This is a genomic window from Kribbella sp. CA-293567, assembly GCF_027627575.1.
Classification (GTDB): Bacteria; Actinomycetota; Actinomycetes; order Propionibacteriales; family Kribbellaceae; genus Kribbella.
This window is the reverse complement of record NZ_CP114065.1, coordinates 3,557,521-3,573,902: the sequence shown is the minus strand read 5'-3', so window position 1 is coordinate 3,573,902 and position 16,382 is coordinate 3,557,521. Positions and strand designations below refer to the sequence as shown.

The 16,382-nt window shown below is 67.9% G+C and carries 16 protein-coding genes; 11 read left to right on the top strand and 5 right to left on the bottom strand.

Features of this window, described 5'->3' with window-relative positions:
- Nucleotides 1–180: 180 nt before the first annotated feature.
- The 6 genes from OX958_RS16535 to OX958_RS16510 all read left to right on the top strand — a co-directional run bounded on the left by OX958_RS16535 (nucleotide 181) and on the right by OX958_RS16510 (nucleotide 6,604).
- Nucleotides 181–1,101 carry an XRE family transcriptional regulator gene (locus OX958_RS16535; RefSeq protein ID WP_270138645.1) on the top strand — a complete coding sequence of 307 codons (921 nt, stop codon included), beginning with the start codon at nucleotides 181–183 and terminating at the stop codon, nucleotides 1,099–1,101.
- Between the two features lie 200 nt (nucleotides 1,102–1,301).
- Nucleotides 1,302–4,205 (top strand): S8 family serine peptidase, encoded by a 2,904-nt coding sequence (locus OX958_RS16530; protein ID WP_270138643.1) that lies wholly within the window; start codon nucleotides 1,302–1,304, stop codon nucleotides 4,203–4,205.
- A gap of 112 nt (nucleotides 4,206–4,317) precedes the next feature.
- Nucleotides 4,318–4,545: a hypothetical protein gene (locus OX958_RS16525; RefSeq protein WP_270138641.1), complete on the top strand. Its 228-nt coding sequence runs from the start codon at nucleotides 4,318–4,320 to the stop codon at nucleotides 4,543–4,545.
- Between the two features lie 105 nt (nucleotides 4,546–4,650).
- Nucleotides 4,651–4,851, top strand: coding sequence for a hypothetical protein (locus OX958_RS16520; protein ID WP_270138639.1), 201 nt, complete (start codon nucleotides 4,651–4,653; stop codon nucleotides 4,849–4,851).
- 315 nt (nucleotides 4,852–5,166) lie between these two features.
- Nucleotides 5,167–5,805 (top strand): M23 family metallopeptidase, encoded by a 639-nt coding sequence (locus tag OX958_RS16515; RefSeq protein ID WP_270138637.1) that lies wholly within the window; start codon nucleotides 5,167–5,169, stop codon nucleotides 5,803–5,805.
- 439 nt (nucleotides 5,806–6,244) lie between these two features.
- Nucleotides 6,245–6,604, top strand: a complete 360-nt coding sequence (locus OX958_RS16510; RefSeq protein ID WP_270138636.1) for an ANTAR domain-containing protein — start codon at nucleotides 6,245–6,247, stop codon at nucleotides 6,602–6,604.
- Between the two features lie 48 nt (nucleotides 6,605–6,652).
- Here OX958_RS16510 and qcrC read toward each other — a convergent pair whose 3' ends face one another.
- Nucleotides 6,653–7,480 (bottom strand): cytochrome bc1 complex diheme cytochrome c subunit, encoded by an 828-nt coding sequence (qcrC, locus tag OX958_RS16505; RefSeq protein ID WP_270138634.1) that lies wholly within the window; start codon nucleotides 7,478–7,480, stop codon nucleotides 6,653–6,655.
- Between the two features lie 156 nt (nucleotides 7,481–7,636).
- Here qcrC and OX958_RS16500 point away from each other — a divergent pair, with 156 nt between their 5' ends.
- On the top strand, nucleotides 7,637–8,344 hold the full coding sequence (locus tag OX958_RS16500) for a GAF and ANTAR domain-containing protein (RefSeq protein ID WP_270138632.1): 708 nt from the start codon (nucleotides 7,637–7,639) through the stop codon (nucleotides 8,342–8,344).
- A gap of 282 nt (nucleotides 8,345–8,626) precedes the next feature.
- Nucleotides 8,627–9,934: a hypothetical protein gene (locus OX958_RS16495; RefSeq protein WP_270138630.1), complete on the top strand. Its 1,308-nt coding sequence runs from the start codon at nucleotides 8,627–8,629 to the stop codon at nucleotides 9,932–9,934.
- Between the two features lie 73 nt (nucleotides 9,935–10,007).
- Here the strand turns inward: OX958_RS16495 and OX958_RS16490 are convergent, their stop codons facing one another.
- Nucleotides 10,008–10,484, bottom strand: a complete 477-nt coding sequence (locus OX958_RS16490) for a hypothetical protein (RefSeq protein WP_270138628.1) — start codon at nucleotides 10,482–10,484, stop codon at nucleotides 10,008–10,010.
- 827 nt (nucleotides 10,485–11,311) lie between these two features.
- Here OX958_RS16490 and OX958_RS16485 point away from each other — a divergent pair.
- Nucleotides 11,312–11,899, top strand: a complete 588-nt coding sequence (locus OX958_RS16485; protein ID WP_270138626.1) for a Rho termination factor N-terminal domain-containing protein — start codon at nucleotides 11,312–11,314, stop codon at nucleotides 11,897–11,899.
- Between the two features lie 62 nt (nucleotides 11,900–11,961).
- Here OX958_RS16485 and OX958_RS16480 read toward each other — a convergent pair whose 3' ends face one another.
- Entirely contained in the window at nucleotides 11,962–12,669 is a 708-nt protein-coding gene (locus OX958_RS16480; protein ID WP_270138624.1) for a 4a-hydroxytetrahydrobiopterin dehydratase, read from the bottom strand.
- A gap of 143 nt (nucleotides 12,670–12,812) precedes the next feature.
- On the opposite strand from OX958_RS16480, the gene OX958_RS16475 reads away from it, so the two are divergent.
- Nucleotides 12,813–13,409, top strand: a complete 597-nt coding sequence (locus tag OX958_RS16475; RefSeq protein WP_270138622.1) for a GNAT family N-acetyltransferase — start codon at nucleotides 12,813–12,815, stop codon at nucleotides 13,407–13,409.
- Nucleotides 13,410–13,423: 14 nt separating this feature from the next.
- Here the strand turns inward: OX958_RS16475 and OX958_RS16470 are convergent, their stop codons facing one another.
- Both OX958_RS16470 and OX958_RS16465 read right to left on the bottom strand, forming a co-directional pair.
- Complete coding sequence (locus OX958_RS16470) at nucleotides 13,424–14,218, bottom strand: alpha/beta fold hydrolase (RefSeq protein ID WP_270138620.1); 795 nt, start codon at nucleotides 14,216–14,218, stop codon at nucleotides 13,424–13,426.
- Between the two features lie 101 nt (nucleotides 14,219–14,319).
- Entirely contained in the window at nucleotides 14,320–15,018 is a 699-nt protein-coding gene (locus OX958_RS16465; RefSeq protein ID WP_270138619.1) for a hypothetical protein, read from the bottom strand.
- Nucleotides 15,019–15,347: 329 nt separating this feature from the next.
- Here OX958_RS16465 and OX958_RS16460 point away from each other — a divergent pair, with 329 nt between their 5' ends.
- Nucleotides 15,348–16,169, top strand: coding sequence for an SCO6745 family protein (locus OX958_RS16460; RefSeq protein WP_270138617.1), 822 nt, complete (start codon nucleotides 15,348–15,350; stop codon nucleotides 16,167–16,169).
- The last annotated feature ends 213 nt before the right edge of the window (nucleotides 16,170–16,382 follow it).

Sequence of the window (16,382 nt, the reverse complement as noted above, 5' to 3'; positions counted from 1 at the left end):
GCGCGGCACCTCTACCCGTCTGATGGGTCGTTAGTGTGTCCGATCGCACCGGTCGAAGAAAGCCCCTCGCACAGTTGATACGCCCTGTGACGCAGCGAAATCAGAGCGTTATCGCGCGGATGTCGGCCGCACCCTGCCGATGGCCTGGACGTTGCCGGTCGGCAACGTGACTATTGGCGAATGGCTGTGACGCGAAGCAACAGGGAGTTGGCCCGGCTCTTGCGGACCGGTCCGTTCGAGGACGCGCTCGACTCGGCGATCGCGGCGTCCGGTTTGTCGCTGGGGGCGTTGTCCGAGCGGCTGGCGGCCGACGGCGTCTCGGTGAGCCGGACGGCGCTGTCGTACTGGCGCCGAGGTCGTAGCCGGCCCGAGCGCACCGAATCCCTGAAGGCGGTGGCCAGGCTGGAGGAGATCCTCGGCCTGCCCTCGTCGGCGCTGCTCACCTTGCTCGGTGCCCGCCGGCCGAGAGGCCGCTGGATCGGGCACCCCGCGGGTGCCGTCGACCGCTGGAAGCTCTGGCCGTCGTCCGAGCCACTGCTCGCTGCCCTGCACGCGCCGCCCGACGGGCAACTGGCCTTCCTGAGCATCAGCGATCTGCTGGTCGTGGACGAGGACAGCGACGTACGGCGGCAACGCGTCCGGCTGGTCGCCGAGGCGTTGACCGATCGGGTCGACCGGTGCATGGTCTACCACGAGATCGTCGACGACCCGAAGAACCTGGTGCCGGAGCTGGTCGGGGTGGCGTTCGCGCGCCGCGGCAGGGTCCGTTGCGACCTGGCCTCCCGTCAGTTCGTCGCCGAGTTCCTCTTCGACCGGCCGCTGATGGCCGGCGAGCGTGCCGTCGTCGAGTACGAGTTGCGGCTGCCGCTCAGTGAACCGATGGACAACTTCTACCGCCGGTTCACCCGGCCGGGCCCGCTGTACACCCTGCAACTGAGGTTCGTCGGCCGGCAACCCGCGTGGGTACGCCGCTACGATCGGTCCGGGTCCGGCGATCTCGACCGGCACATCGAGGACCTGTGGCTCGGCGGCTCGGGCACCACCTCGCTCGTCGTTCCGCAAGTGGAGGCCGGCACGGTCGGCGCCCGGTGGGTGTGGTGACGTCGCGGCCGTAACATCACCGCGAATACCCGGTAAAACTGTGAACAGAAACCGCCGCTGACCTGCACGAACGCGGTCCCGGATGCATCCGGTTGGGAATGCGGAAATTGCGCTCACCCAGCGGATTCGCGTAGCTACCTTGCTGCTGTTCATGGGTGCCGGCGAGGCCGGGACCCCTCCGCCCCAAGGAGGTAGCACGCATGCGCTTGTTGCGAAGATCCGCACCGTTCATGGTCGCGGCGCTGGCCGCGTTCGCCGTCACCGCGGCGACGGCATCGGCCGGGTCGGCCGCGCCGGAGCCCGAAGGCCGCGTCGTCAGCGTCGCCGAGAAGCCGGTCGCCGGGACGTATCTGGTCACACTGACACCGAACCGCCAAGCGGTGGCGTCGGCCGCGGCGACCGAGAAGGCGGCCGGCGCCCTGGCCGATCGGTACGACGGACGCCTGGGCACTGTCTTGACCAAGACGATGCGCGGCTTCGTCGTCCGCGATCTGTCCGAGCAGCAGGCGCGCCGGCTCGCGGCGCACCCGGACGTCGCTGAGGTCCGGCAGAGTGGAACGGCCCGGCTCGGAACCGCCAACGGGCCGGGCGGCACCCAGAGCAACCCGCAGAACTGGGGCCTGGATCGCATCGACCAGCGTGACCGGCCGCTCGACAGCAAGTTCACCTACCCCAACGACGGGGCCGGTGTGACGGCGTACATCGTCGACACCGGGATCCGCTACAGCCACCAGGAGTTCGAGGGCCGGGCCAAGCTCGGCGTCGACCTGTTCGCCACCCCGAACGGTGGCAACGACTGCAACAACCACGGCACCCACGTGGCCGGCATCGTCGCCGGCAGCACCCGGGGCGTGGCGAAGAAAGCGAACCTGGTCTCGGTCCGGGTCCTCGGCTGTGACGGACAAGGCGAGGACGTCGTCGTGGCCGAGGCCGCGGAGTGGCTCGCGAAGAACGCCGTCAAGCCGGCCGTGGCGAACCTGAGCGTGTACACCGGTGACCCGGACATCGCGGTGAACGCGATCCGCGGTTCGATCGCCGCCGGCGTCCAGTGGGCGCTGATCACCGGCAACAACGGTGGCAACGCCTGCAGCTACGGCCCTGGCGGTCAGATGACCGAAGCCCTCACGGTTGCCAACGCGACCAGCAGCGACACTCGGGCCGGCGACTCCAACGCGGGCAGCTGCATGGACCTGTGGGCCCCCGGCTCCGGGATCAGCTCGGCCTTCCGCGGCAGCGACTCGGCGTACGGGAACTTGAGCGGTACGTCGATGGCGGCACCTCACGTCGCCGGGGCGATGGCATTGCGGCTGCACGACGCGCCGAGCAGCACCCCGGCGCAACTGCACCAGTGGGTGATGGACAACGCCAGCACCGGCAAGATGTCGGGAATCCCGTCGGGCTCCCCGAACAAGCTCCTGTATGTGCCGAACACGCCGCCGGCCACTGACGACTTCTCGATGGCCGCCAACCCCGCCGCGGTCAGCGTCGACCCCGGTAGCTCGGTGACCACCACGATCGCCACCACGGTGACCCGCGGCGCGGCGCAGACCGTGCAGTTGTCCGCCAGCGGTTTGCCGTCCGGCGTCACCGCGTCGTTCGACCCGGCATCGGTCACCGCCGGCAACTCGTCGCGGCTCACCCTCACCGCCGCCGCCTCAGCCAGTCCGACCCGGGCTACGGTCACGGTGACCGGCACGGGCGCGGTGACCCGTACGACGACCGTCGGCCTCACCGTGAACGGCGACGTCGCCGACGACTTCTCGCTGAGCGCCGACCCGTCCTCCGGATCGGTGACGCCCGGCAACTCGGTGACCACCACGGTGCGGGCGACCGCCACGAGCGTGGCCCCCGTCACCACCGGTCAGTCGAAGACCGCGATGCGGGAGCAGAGCAGCGCCGGACCGGGCTCCGGTGCAGGAGTCGTCGGTGGCACGTTGACGACTGTCGGCAAGTACCCGTTCATCATCTCCCAGCACCGCGTCGGCGGTGCCCGTCCGACCGAGCAGTCGTGCACCGGCACGGTGGTCGCGCCCCGCAAGGTGCTGATCGCGGCGCACTGCAAGTTCGCGGCGGGTGAGAAGTACCTGGTCTACGGCCGCGACGACCTGGCCGACACCAGCAAGGGCGTCCGGATCGGGATCCAGGAGTACCTGACCCACCCGAGCTACGACGCGAACGACGGCTGGCGGAACGGCTTCGACGTCGCCGTGATCACCACGACGGCCGACATCCCGACCCCGGCCGGCATGGCCTACCCGTCGGTCGCCAAGTCCGGCGACACCCTGGCCCTCGGCACTCGCGGTACGGCGGTCGGGTACGGCAAGAGCGACTCGCAGGACGCTCAGCGCAACACCAAGCTGTACGAGGCCGTGCTGCCGACTGTCGACGGTCAGAACTGCGGCTCCTACGCCGGGCACTTCGACGACCGGTACATGATGTGCAGCGGCTTCGCCAGCGGCGGCCCGAGCCTCTGCCAGGGCGACAGCGGCGGTCCGTACCTTCACAACGGCAAGATCTACGGCGTCTTCTCCTGGCTGCGCACCGACTGCGCGACCTACCAGGCCCACGGCAAGCTGTGGGGCGTGATGGGCGACTGGGCCAACGAGCAGCTCGGCACGACCGAGCCGCCGGCCGGTGAGGTCACACTGACCGCCAGCGGCCTGCCGAGTGGCGCCACCGCGTCCTTCAACCCGTCGAAGATCGACCTCGGTGGCAGCTCGCAGCTCACCATCAGCACCTCGGCCTCCACCCCGGCCGGGGACTACACGATCACCGTGAGCGGCAGCCGCGACTCGGTGACCCGGCAGGCGACGTACCGGCTGACCGTCACCGGAGGGTCGACCACTCTCTCGCTGGCCGACCCCGGCGTCCAGACCTCCGTCAAGGGCCGCCCGGTCAGCCTTCAACTGAGAGCTTCCGGTGGCAGCGGCGGGAACCGCTTCACTGCCACTGGGCTGCCGGCCGGACTGTCCGTCAACCAGTCCACCGGTCTGATCAGCGGAACCCCGACGGTCACGACCAACTACCGCCCGGCAGTCCGAGTCACCGACAGCTCCGGCGCCACGGCGTCGGCCAACTTCTACTGGTTCATCTTCCCGTACTGATAGTGGACATGTCCCGAGCCGGTGCCACACCGGCTCGGGACATCGGCTGGAAACCCGGTTCGGGTCTCGCAATCGGGGTACCGACTCCTCCTCGACCGAGAGGAGCTTGAAGATGGAACCCACCACTGGGCACCCGGACAGCAGCGAGAACGAACAGGAATCGGCTGAGCCGACCGAGTTCGGTACGCCGGCGGCGGGCACCGGCCGGACCGGCGATGAGCGGCTCGTCTATCCCAAGGCGGCCGGTGAGCGCGACCCCGACCTGGCAGCCGATCCAACGGTCGCAGGGGACGCGCCGATGGGACAGCCCACCACGGATCCGGACTCACCCACACCCTGACAGGCGTTTCGGTACGCCTGGCGAGCTTGTTGCTCGAGGCAATCGGACACTCGCGGGAGATGGTGAACCGGCTATTACTCGGGGGCGCGCTGGGTACTGGCAGTCATGCGTCTGGGTGTTCTCGACCTCGGTTCCAATTCCGCGCAGTTGCAGATCGTGGATGTGGCTGCGGGTGCGCCGCTGTTGCCCGCGCTGGCGGTGAAGAAGCCGACGTTGCTCGGCGAGGAGATCACCGCCGACGGAGCCCTCAGCCCGGAGGGAGTCAGCCGGGTGGTCGAGGCTGTGGTCCAGTCGATAAGGCGCTGAACGTCGAAGAGGTCGAGCTGTGTCCCTGGGCGCTGCGGGAGGGGATCATCCTGCGCCATCTGGAGCGCACCACCGGCCAGACCGAGCTCTCGCTGCAACCAGTGGTTCCCCGCGTTGGGCACAAAGCCACCGTGACGCCCCTCAGACCATCCGACCCCGCGCGCCCCTGACCGGCTGACCTGTAAGTGCACTTGGCGTTGCCCGCCCGTACCGCGGTCTGGGCAATCGGTGGGCAACCTGATGCCAGGGGTTGCCGGGGACGGCTGCGGCCTCGATGGTGAGGCGGTCATCTCCACCGCCCCAGGAGGAAGCGCCATGAAACACGTTCTGACCGGCGGACTGCTCGCCACCCTGATCCTCACACCGGCGGCCGCGGCGGCCGCACCTCAGCCGACGCCGACCGACGCCCAGCCCGCGGCGCAGAGCTACCAGGCTCAGCGCGCGACTGTCTCCGCCGAGCGCAAGGCCGCTGCACAGGCCGCGGCCGACTTCGACACGATGGCCGGAGTCCGGCCGGTACTGCGGGTGCCGTTCCGTTGCGGTGAAAACTGGTCCGGTGCCAGCCGCGGCGGCCACAGCCCGTCGTACTGGTCGCTGGACTTCAACTGGGGTGCCGGCGACGCCGATCTGGGCAAGCCGGTGAAGACCAGCAAGGCCGGCACGGTGGTCCGGTCGGCGTTCGACGCCGGCGGGTACGGCAACTACATCGAGATCGCACACGGCGAAGGCTGGCACACGCTCTACGCGCACCTGCAGAACCGGGCCGTCGGCGTCGGAGCCCGGGTCAGTGACAGTGCGCAGATCGGCCGGGTCGGCGGCACCGGAAACGTGACCGGGCCACACCTGCACTACGAGCAGATCCGCGACGGCGTGGTCGTCGAGGCCCGCTTCGGCCAGTCGACCTGGGCGCAGTACCCCGGCCCGGCGACGTACAGCCGCGGCTCCGACTGCTGACCATCGCGCCAGGCTCCCGGGAGGCCGCCACAGGCCGTCCCGGGAGTGCGCGATCCGGTCACCGTTCTTCCTGCGCAGGCCGGATTCCGACGGAGTACGGTGGAGTCGCCGGTGGCCTTTCGTTCCCAGCAATCAGCTGAGGCATCCTTCGGTTCTCACGAGCGCAGCCTGCCGTATCGCGGCCGTGGCTGGGATCGGACCGAAGCGATGGAGCTTCCAGAACTCGTCGCCGTGATGGACCGGGTCGCGCTGTCGCTGCGGTTTCCGATGGACCTCGCGGTCCGCAGCGACGAGCTGCAGTACGAACTCGGCGAAGGACCCTGCCTGGACGCCGTACTGGAGGAGCCGATCGTGCAGGTCGACGACGTCCGAACGGACCCGCGCTGGCCGCTCTACGGGCCTCGCGCGGCGAACGAGTTCGGCCAGTTGGCGGGCGGTGGTGAGTATCGGCGCGCAGCTCGCGTTCCAGTTCCGTGCCGAACCGGATGTGCGCGGCGGCTTCAACCTCTACTCCGAACGAGCCCACGGGTTCAGCGCTGAAGACCGGCAGTTGGCTCTGCTGTTCGCGAACCTCGCCGCCACCGCTCTTGGCTGGAGTCGCCAGGACCGAACGATGCATCAGGCGCTGGACAGCCGGACCATGATCGGCCAGGCGGTCGGTATCGTCGTCGAGCGCTACCAGCTCGATTCCGAGCGCGCCTTCGCCTTCCTGATCCGGACCTCCCAAGCAGGCAACATCAAACTCCACGAAGTCGCGAGTGGCATCGTCTCCGAGGCTGTGGCCAAAGCGCGGCAGTAGCGAAGCGGTCGGGCAAGCCTTGATCCGGCCGGCGGCCGGAGAGTTGTGTCAGGAGCGGACGCCCTTGTTGCCGATCCAGACGCACGCCGCGACCAGGGCTCCCATCCCGGCCAGCCAGCCCCACGCGCCCTCGGCGAACGGGCCGATCCGCCCGAGCCCGAACCCGCCGTAGTCCGGCTGCTGCTCGAGGCTCTCGATGTACGCGATGATGTCGCGCTTGTCCTGCGGCTGGAGTACCTGTTCGGAGAACACCGGCATCTGCTGCGGACCGGTCAGCATCGCCTCGTAGATGTGCCGCGGGGAGCTGTCCATCAGCGACGGCGCGTACCGGCCGTTCGGCAGTGCCCCACCGCGGCCGGCGAAGTTGTGGCACGCCGTGCAGTTGGTCCGGAACAGTTCCCCACCGCGCGCCACCTCTTCCTGAGTGATGTTGTCGATGTTGTACGCCGACTCCGCGGGAACCGCCGGCCCCTGCCCGAGGGACGCGACGTACGCCGCGAGCGCCTCGACTTCCTCGTCCTCGTACGTAGGCGGCTTCTGCGGGATCTGCGCGCCCGGTTGCACCGCAGGCATCCGGCCCGTGCCGACCTGGAAGTCCACCGCCGCGGCACCGACCCCGATCAGTGACGGCCCGGCCAGCCGGCCTTCACCGTTGTTCGCTCCCTCACCGTTCAGTCCGTGGCAGCTCGAACACCCCACGGCGAACAGCCTCCGGCCCTCCTCGATCTGCTGTGACTGCGCGGGGGTCGGGTCGGCCGCGACGGCCGACTGGTCCGGTACCAGCGCGGAGTAGCCCGCGCCCACGACCAGCAAGCCGGCAAACACGACCACGAGACCTGCCGCGCGTCCGCGCCGCCATCCAGCCAATCGCCCCATCGCTCCTCCTCGCCCGACCGGTTGCCAGCGCGTGGTTCCCCGGCGGATCGCTTGCAAACCCGGTCGAGGTCGAGGCGCTTTCGACCCGGTTGACGGGAGGTGTCGGCGGTGTGGCCCGGGGTACAGGCGTCGTCCGGTCGTACTCCGCTGACCCGCATGAAAGGCAGGCTGATCATGGAGCTGCCGTACCTGCTCGAGGTGATGGAAGACGTTTCCACGTCCTTGCGGTTCCCGATGGATCTCGACGACACGTTGGGCGTGATCACCGCCGGTGCCGCCGAGTCGGTGCCCGGAGTGGACTTCGTCAGCATCTCGATCACCGGGAAGGACGGCCGGATCCACACCCTCGCCCCGACCGACGAACTGGCGCTGCGCGGGGACGAGTTGCAGTACCAGTTGGGCGAAGGCCCGTGCCTGGACGTCGTCCTCGACACCCCGGTGGTCGAGGTCGAGGACATCGCCACCGATCTGCGCTGGCCGACGTACGGACCGCGGGCCGCGAAGGAGCTCGGCATCGGATCACAACTCGGCTTCCAGTTCCACGCCGAACCGCACGCCCGTGGCGGCGTCAACCTCTACTCAACGCGATCCCACGAGCTGACAGTCGAGTCCCGCCTGCTGGGCGGACTGTTCGCCAACCTGGTAGCGGTCGCCCTGAGCTGGAGCCGCGAGCACGCGTCGCTCAACGAAGCGCTCACCAGCCGCGCCCGGATCGGGCAGGCGATCGGCGTCGTGATGGAGCGCCACCGCCTGGACAGCGACCGAGCCTTCGCCTACCTGGTGCGCACCTCGCAGACCGGCAACATCAAACTGCGTCAGGTCGCCGACGGCATCGTCGAAGACGCGAGCCGGGCAGCCCGGTAGCGCGTACGAAGGGGTTGTCCGTGCAGCCACGGTGGCAGACACCGAGCACAGCGACCACCTCGGCGTATTGCGCTTCGACTTCGGATCTGGTGTCGAGATCACGTTCTGCCAGACGAGTTTCAGGACCGCGTTCGACGTCAGACTTCCGACGATCACGTTGGTCGTTCGCCTCGGCAGAGAGACGACAACCTCGACCGCGCCTGCTCGACTTGGCTGGGCAGCGGAGAGTCAACATCTGTCGGCGCTTGCAGTTATGGTTTGCATCCTCACCAAGGGAGATTCATGAGCGACGCAGACACCCAGCCCGTGCCCGTTTGGACGCTGGCCACAGCCGGCACCTCCAGTATTCCGGCGTTGGCAGACGAGGGCATGCTCACTCCGGAGCGTCTGACCGAGCTTCGTACGGCGCTCGCCGCCTTCTCGTCGGTTCCTTTGGTAACCCTGGAGGCCCATCCGTTGACGAAGAGACGCGGTCGAGCGGCGGGTTTGCCGCTCGACGCCATCAGCCCTCTCGCGCAGGAGCTCTCGCGCCTGGTGGCAGCGAATGCGAAGAACGTGTCTGCGGTCGCGAAGGTCGCGGAATCCGGTGAGGTCCTCTACCGGATGGTGGTGCCGGCAAAGGTAGCCGCACAGCTCGGCAAAGGCCTCGTGAAGCCAATGGCGTCCAAGGCTGTCGCGAACGGGGTGTACGGCACCATCGTTGATGCCACCACCAACGTAGCGGTCGCGAAGGCAACCATGATCCCCGTCGGAAAGGCAGCCACCGGCACCGCGGTCGCCGGCACCGCCGCAGGAGGTGTCGCTGCGGGAACTGCGTTCACTGTCGCCGCGCCTTTGGTTTTGATGGCGATCGCGGTCGCGGCGAGCGCGTACGCCGATCAGCAGCGGCAGAAGGCGATCGAGCACATCGCCGACCTGCTGGAGAAGCTGAACGACGACAGATTGGAGCAGGAGCGCAGCGAGCTCGATGGTTGCCGCGACGCCATCGACAAGGCCACCGCGCTGCTGCTGGATCGGGGAAAGGTAGGAGCGTCACTCGGCCTCGACTCGGCTGTCCACGCGATCAGCACGGCGACGGAGAAGGCCGCCCGCCGAGTGCAGAAGTGGGAGGACGCGCTCGGCGCCATCGTCGACAACCGCGTAGAGATCTCCGATCTGGAGGCTGTGTTTGCCGGCATCAGCAAAGACGGCGGGGAGTTCCGTACCCATATCGAACTGGCGGCCCTCGCCATCGCGCTGAAGCGCCGGGTAGTTGTCCTACAGGGTGTGGAGGCCGGTCAGAGCGATCCTGACAACCCGTTCGAGAACTTCGTCCGAAGCCTCCGGGTCGACCATCAGCGGATCGACGAGTTGGAAGCACGCATCGACAACGTCCTGCTACGGCTTTCGGCTCTCGAGTTGCGGCCTCCCCAGGGCCTGATCGACAAGGTCATGACTCGAGGGCAGGTCGATGGCTTGCTCGGGACGTCCTATCGACTCAGAACCCTCGGTGACGGAGTTGCCGCAGCAGCCCCGACGGCAGAAGTCGTGATCGAGATCGAGAAGCACAGCGACGGGACGCTCCTGGTCCTTCCGGCTCACACCGCCTGACGGCAACCCCACGTCCCAGTTTCGGTGATGGTCATCGACGTGATTCGCGCGCCAGGTGCCGGCATTGAATTCGCTAAGCAGCGTTTGCCATCATGAGGATCGCTTGCGGCTCAGGGTCGGCACCCGCGTTCCACCACGGTGCCCCACCGAAGCGCTCGAACTTCTCGCCGGCCGCCTGCAGGACCGCCGGTGCAGCCTGGGTGACTTGGGCGATCCACTGCAGCAAGGAGTCTGTTGTCTGGAAGTAGTCCCAATGCATCTTGGTTGCCCAGAAGAGCTGCCAGTCATGGTCGGTTTGGCCCGGCACGAGCCAGAAGTAGCCAGCGACGAAGGTTTTGTTCAGATCTGCTACCGCCTCGACCAGTTCAGGCGACAACTGGAGCCCGCTACGGATTCCAGCCGAGAGACGTGCGACCGATCCGCCGTACGTGAACACCACACCAGGTGGGCACCACGTGAGGTTTCCGAATCCCAAGGTTCCCCATTGCCCCGGTTCCGGGTACAACTGTCGCAGTACGGCGTGCAGGTACGATTCGAAGACATCTTTCATTGCTCTCCTTCAGCGAGGCATGCAGGCCGGTGAACTCAGGGCCTGCATGCCTCTGTTGTCGTCGTCCGAGTACTCCGCTGATTCGGTCCACGATCACAGATTCTCCTTCTACGGCGTGGACCGATCAGAACCGCGTACGGTGGCCTCTATCTCCCTTGCGACGTCTCACTCGCACGACGCCTGGACTCGGCGATCAGCGCTTTCTTTCGCTCTTCTTCTGCCCTGGCGCGAAGCCGTTCCTGCTCGCGCGCGTACTTGTTCAGTTGAGCCTGATCGGCTTGGCGGCCCGGCAAACGCTGACGGCTGACGGCTGACGAAGCGCTTGCGTCACTTGCTTTGTGGGCACTTCGGAATCTGTGAGCAGCGGTGGTCGGAAAAGTTGTTGGTACGAGCTTCCTTGCACCAGGCGCACTGACACGTACAGGCCATGATTGACTCCCAAGTTTGCTGAGACGATCTCTTCAGAGTTGCCACGAGGACACCGCCGAACTTCAGCAATAGTTCGTGACACTGGTACCTGACGGACAGACGTCCAGTGCGACCGGACGGCCTTTGCGGTCAGTTCAGCACCATTTCCCTCCGCAACAGGCCTGTGTGGCGGTGACCGCACATTACGAGAGGTCGATTCCCTTGTTACCGTCCTGGCGGCTTTCACGGTGAGCGAGGGCGCGTTGCTGTCGTTGACGAGGCGGCGACCCGGTGGGCGGCTACCTCGGGGAGCACGAAGGGTTTCCGTGCGGCGCAACCCGTCCGGACGAATTTACCGGCGGTGCAAGCCGCGATCCGGGGTACAGGGCGGTCCGACCCGAACGTGAGAGGAGCAGGAGATGCCCGAGCAAGCCGGGAACCAGACACCCGACACCCCTGACGTGAGCGAGACCGAGCTGCGGGACCTGAAGGTCGACCAGCTCCGGCAGGAAGCGAAGGACGCCGGTGTCGCCAACAGCTCGACCTTGCGCAAGGACGAACTCGTCCGCGAGGTGGCCAAGGTCCGTGGCGGCGCAGGCGAGGGCGCCGAGACGGAAGAAGACGCGGGCCCGGACGGCGGGCGGCTCAGGACAGGCGACCAGACGTCCCGGTCGCTGAAGTACTCCCAGAACGTCACTTCCCCGGACGACGAGCCCGAGCGACCCGGACGGAGCCTCGCCACCACCCACCATCAGGTCATCAGGCAATGGGCCGAGCAGCGCGGCGCCAGTCCTGCCACGGTGGCAGGCACCGAGCACGGCGACCACCTCGGCGTACTGCGCTTCGACTTCGGCTCCGCCGGCGACGACCTGCGCCAGGTCTCCTGGGACGAGTGGTTCGCCACGTTCGACGAGCGACGGCTGAACTTCATCTACCAGGAGGAGACCAGCGACGGAACCCAGAGCAACTTCTTCCGGCTGGAGAGCCCCGACCGCGAAGACGCCTGAGTCCGCACCAGCCGGCCGGACGGTGCGGGCCGGGCATCCGCATCCACCCCGGGCTCCTGCAGTTACGCCAGCGGGGCTGCGGAGGTGTCGACGCAGATGATTCCCTTGTTGCCGTCCTGGTCGGCGATCACGGTGAGCGAGGGCGCGTTGCTGTCGTCGACGACTGTTCCGCCTGCGGCGACGGCGGCGGCGACTCGTTGGGCGGCTACCTCGGGGGGCACGTAGACCTCGAGGTGGAAACGCTGGCCGGGGGTGTCCTCGTCGTTGGCGTCGCCGAACCACAGGTTCGGTACGCGGCCGGTGGCGTCCCGGATCTCGTCGCTGGGGGTTCCGCGGCCCTGGGCGTCGGCGTCTCCGGTCAGGAGCGCGGCCCAGACGGGGGCGATGGTGGCGGAGTGTGCTGTGTCGAGGCCGAGTTCGATGACGCTGACCGAGGCCGGCGCCGCGCCGAGTTTGTGGTCGGCGGCGAGGTCGGTGATCCGGCGCGCGAGATCGATGTCCTGCTGGGTCACCCATTCGACGACGTACTCGGTGCCGTCGTCGTCGCGGTAGATGGCGTCGTCGGTGCTCAGTTTGAGATCGACGTACCCGTTGCCGATCGACACCCGCGGGTGGTGGCCGAGGGTGTCGCCGGCCTCGGCCACCGCGGCGACGAATCGGGCGCCGGTGCTGAAGTCGTCGATCTCGTAGCGGGCGTGCAGGCCTTGGGCCAACTTGCGCCAGTCGGTCAGGTTGGCCTCGGCGATCTTCTCGCCCTTCAGCATGTCCATAGCCGCGGAGCGTATCTCTGATTCGGCCGCGGCGCAGTGGGCCGACCTTCAACAGACAACCCGCTGTTGATCGAGCAACAATCTGGGGGCAGATCAGGTCTGCGGACGTAGATCGTCCGCTTCTGCTGCTTACGATCGGCGGCATGACGACAGGTGACCACTCGATTCAGCCGTTGACCGCTCGTACCTGGGACGCGTTCGCCGGGCTGGTGGAGCGGCACAACGGGATCTTCGGTGGATGCTGGTGCATCTACTTCCAGCCCGACTGTGCCGAGCGGGGGCAGGGGTACGAGGGCAACCGGGCGCTGAAGAAGCAGTTGGTGGAGGCCGGGCAGGCTCACGCGGCGCTGGTGATGGTCGGTGACGAGGCGATCGCGTGGGCGGAGTACGGGACTCCGGACGAGCTCCCGAACATCCATCACCGCAAGCAGTACGACGCCGAGGCCGACCTCGTTCCCGACTACCGCATCACTTGCATCTTCGTCGACAAGCGCCACCGCAGGCAGGGCTACGCCAAGGTGGCGCTGGCCGGTGCGCTGGACCTGATCGGAGCGCAGGGTGGCGGGGTGGTCGAGGGATATCCGCACGAGATCGGCGAGAAGAGGATGAGCAACTCCTTCGTCTACAACGGCACCCGCACGATGTACGAGGAGGCCGGCTTCGAGTTCGTCCGCGCCAAGGGGATGAAGAACACGGTCATGCGCCGTACGGTTCAGCCGGGCAAGGTTGCCGCGAGTTGAGCGAAACGGTCCGACTACGCTGACTCGGCCTTCAGACAGGTTGCGATCGCAGCAGCCAGGTCGGCGGCTTCCCAGCTGTGCTCGGAGCCGGGGAGCTCGACCACCTCGGCGTCGGTGAGGCTCGTGGCGATCGAGCTCGCGGCCTCGCGGAAGAAGTCGAATGCTTCGCGTCCGAGCAGCACCGTCGTCGGTACGTCGATGCTCGCCCACAAGCGATCGCGAGGACTTGACTGGGTCCAGGCCAGGGCTTCCGCGTCTCCGACGAGCGTCGGCGCCATTTGCGCATAGGCCGGCCAGTCGGGCCCGTTGCGAATGCCGTCGTACCACTGCGGTGGCATTCCTTCCATGAAAGTCGCCACGATCCGCTCCGCGTCGTCGGTCCCCACCGCGGAGCGGAGACGCTCGAGGAACTCGGCGCCGTCCGTGCCTGACTCAGGTCCCAGTGGCGGCTCCCAGAGAACAAGATCGGTGATGCCGGGCACGGATGTAGCCGCCGCGAGGGCGATCGCGGCGCCAGAAGAGCTGCCGTACAGAGCGCCGGCGCCGCCGACCTGCTCGACCAGGGCTCTGACCGCTTCGATCTCCGCATCGAGCCCGAACGCCCCCGCCCCGGTGCTCTGCCCGCGGCCAGGGCGGTCGTAGTTGACGGCCGTGAGCCCTCGCCGGGACAACTCGTCGGTCAGGGCCCGCGTCGGCTCATCGACGGCGCGGAACTGCATCGCGCCCCCGATCAAGATCACCGGGTGCCCCTCGCCTGCTCGCTCGTAAGCGATCCGCCCAGCGGTGCCGGTACTGAGAAACTCGGTCACGGTGATTCCTCTCGTCGCTCCTACGTACGCCGGTACGTCGGTGCCGATCTTCTCCTCGCGACATCAGCGCAGGACTCGACCACAAGTCAGCGCGCAGTGCGCTACCGCGGAACGATCTCGCTGCGCCCTTGCCATGAGCCGTGCTCGGAGAGCGGCCGGAAGCGCAGGGTGGCGAACTCGTGGTGGAAGTCTTTGCGCCGGCGCTCGGCCATCGCCACGGCATGACGATCGGGCGCCGCGACGGAGCTGTGGCCATGCACCATCTCTTCCATCTCCCGTACGGACCGCCAGACCGAGAACGTGGAAATCGTCCGTGGCGGGCGCATCGCGGCGAGTGCCAGCGTGGTTCCCGGGTGGTCGCGGACCAGGCGTTCGACCGGCTTTCCCCATTTGAGGAACCGCGGCACTTCGAGCAGGCGCATCCGGGCCAGCGTGACCGCGACGACGGGTTCGGCAGGGTCCCACTCCCCCGCTCTCGCCGGCAGGTCGGGCAGCGCCGCCAGCCGCGACCAGCGGCGCAGGAACTGCATCCGCACGTGCCAGCCCGCTGCCAACTGGCGGCCCAGCGGGTCGTCCGCCAGGAAGGTCTCGATCGCCGCCTCGTCCTCCCACCGCGCGAACATCGCCATCCGGCGCAACTGCATCCGGGCCGGCGAGATGGTCGCGGCTCCGAGGCGCATCAGCGCCAGGCATTCGGCGTACCGCAGACCGGGCGTGGCAGCTCCGGTCGGCGCCTTCCACAGTGCCCCCGCCGTCGTCGTCGGACGGAGCTCCGCGAGGTGGAACGTGAAGATCGTCATCGTCGGGCAACTGTGCCACGCGAGAGGTTCGGGGGAAGACCGCCCGAACTGCCCTCGGTACGGCGGCCCGGTGTCCCTGTCGATCGCGGTCAGCAGCGTGCTTCGGCCGCCGCACTTGTCCGCGACCAGGTGCTCGAAGCCTTGCCAGGTCCGGCCGCGGACCTGTGCGGCCCGGTCGAGTGCTGGACGGTCGGAAGTCCTCTCGCGAAGGGTAGGTCTCTCTGAACTCGATACGGTTCCGGCCGGGAAAGTTGTCGGAAACCTAGTGAGCGGTTCGTAGCAGGTGTGAGAGGCCGGTGACGGGCCGGTTCGAAACGAGGAGTACTGCGGTGGAGAACGTGGCGCGGCGGCTCAAGGATCTGTTCGTACCGATCCACGAAGTCGCCTACATGTCCGATGAGCCGACCGAGGAGTTGCAGGCACTCGGGTACGAGGGCTTCTGGCCGTTGTACTTCGCCTCGCGGTCGGCGCCGCTCGGACGGGTGCCGGCCGAGGTGGTGGACGCCTTGTTCTACAACTTCGCGCCGGGCGAGGTCGCCGCGTGTATCCCGAGCGTGTGGGAGGTCGCCACGCCGGACGCCGTCCTCGCTGCCCGGCAGCGCGGCTGCGTCGCGGCGCTCCGCGGGATCCTGGGCGAACTGGCCGACAGCCCGGTGATCGCGCGCGCCGCCGAGCTCGCCACCAGAGCGGCGTACCACGCACCGATCGAGGGCAGACTCCTGTACGCCGGGCTGCGTTCGCTGCCGATCCCCGAAGAACCGCTCCCCCGTCTCTGGCACGCGGCCACCCTGCTGCGCGAGCACCGCGGCGACGGTCACCTGACCGCTCTGGTTGCGGCCGGCATCAACGGGCAGGAATCGCACGTGCTGCAGGCGCTCTACTGGGACATGAAGCCGCGAGACTTCGGCCGGCTCGATCCGCTCACCGACGACCAACTGGACGCCGTGGTCGACGGTCTCCGGTTGCGCGGGCTGGTCGACGGCGAAGGCTGGTTCACGCCGGCCGGACGCAAGCTCAGGGTCGAGATCGAGGAGCTCACCGACAGGCTGGCCGCACCGGCGTACACGTGTCTGGAGCCGCACGAGGTCGAAGAACTCGTCACCGGCCTCGGCCCGATGGTCGCGAAGATCAACGCCGCCCGGCCGTTCTAGCCGAGCAGCACCAGCAGGCAACCGTCGTACCAGTCACGGCATTCCAGCGGGAACGGGTTCACATTGCGGAGTACGACACCGGGTCGTCGCGGTTGCCCTGACCACATCGGCCGGCTTCCGGCGGGAATGCACGGCGGACGGCTGGGTACCGAGCGGGTGCCTCCTCGGTGGGGCGCGGCAGCTGATGGTGTCGAAGAAGCGGACCGTGGTGGC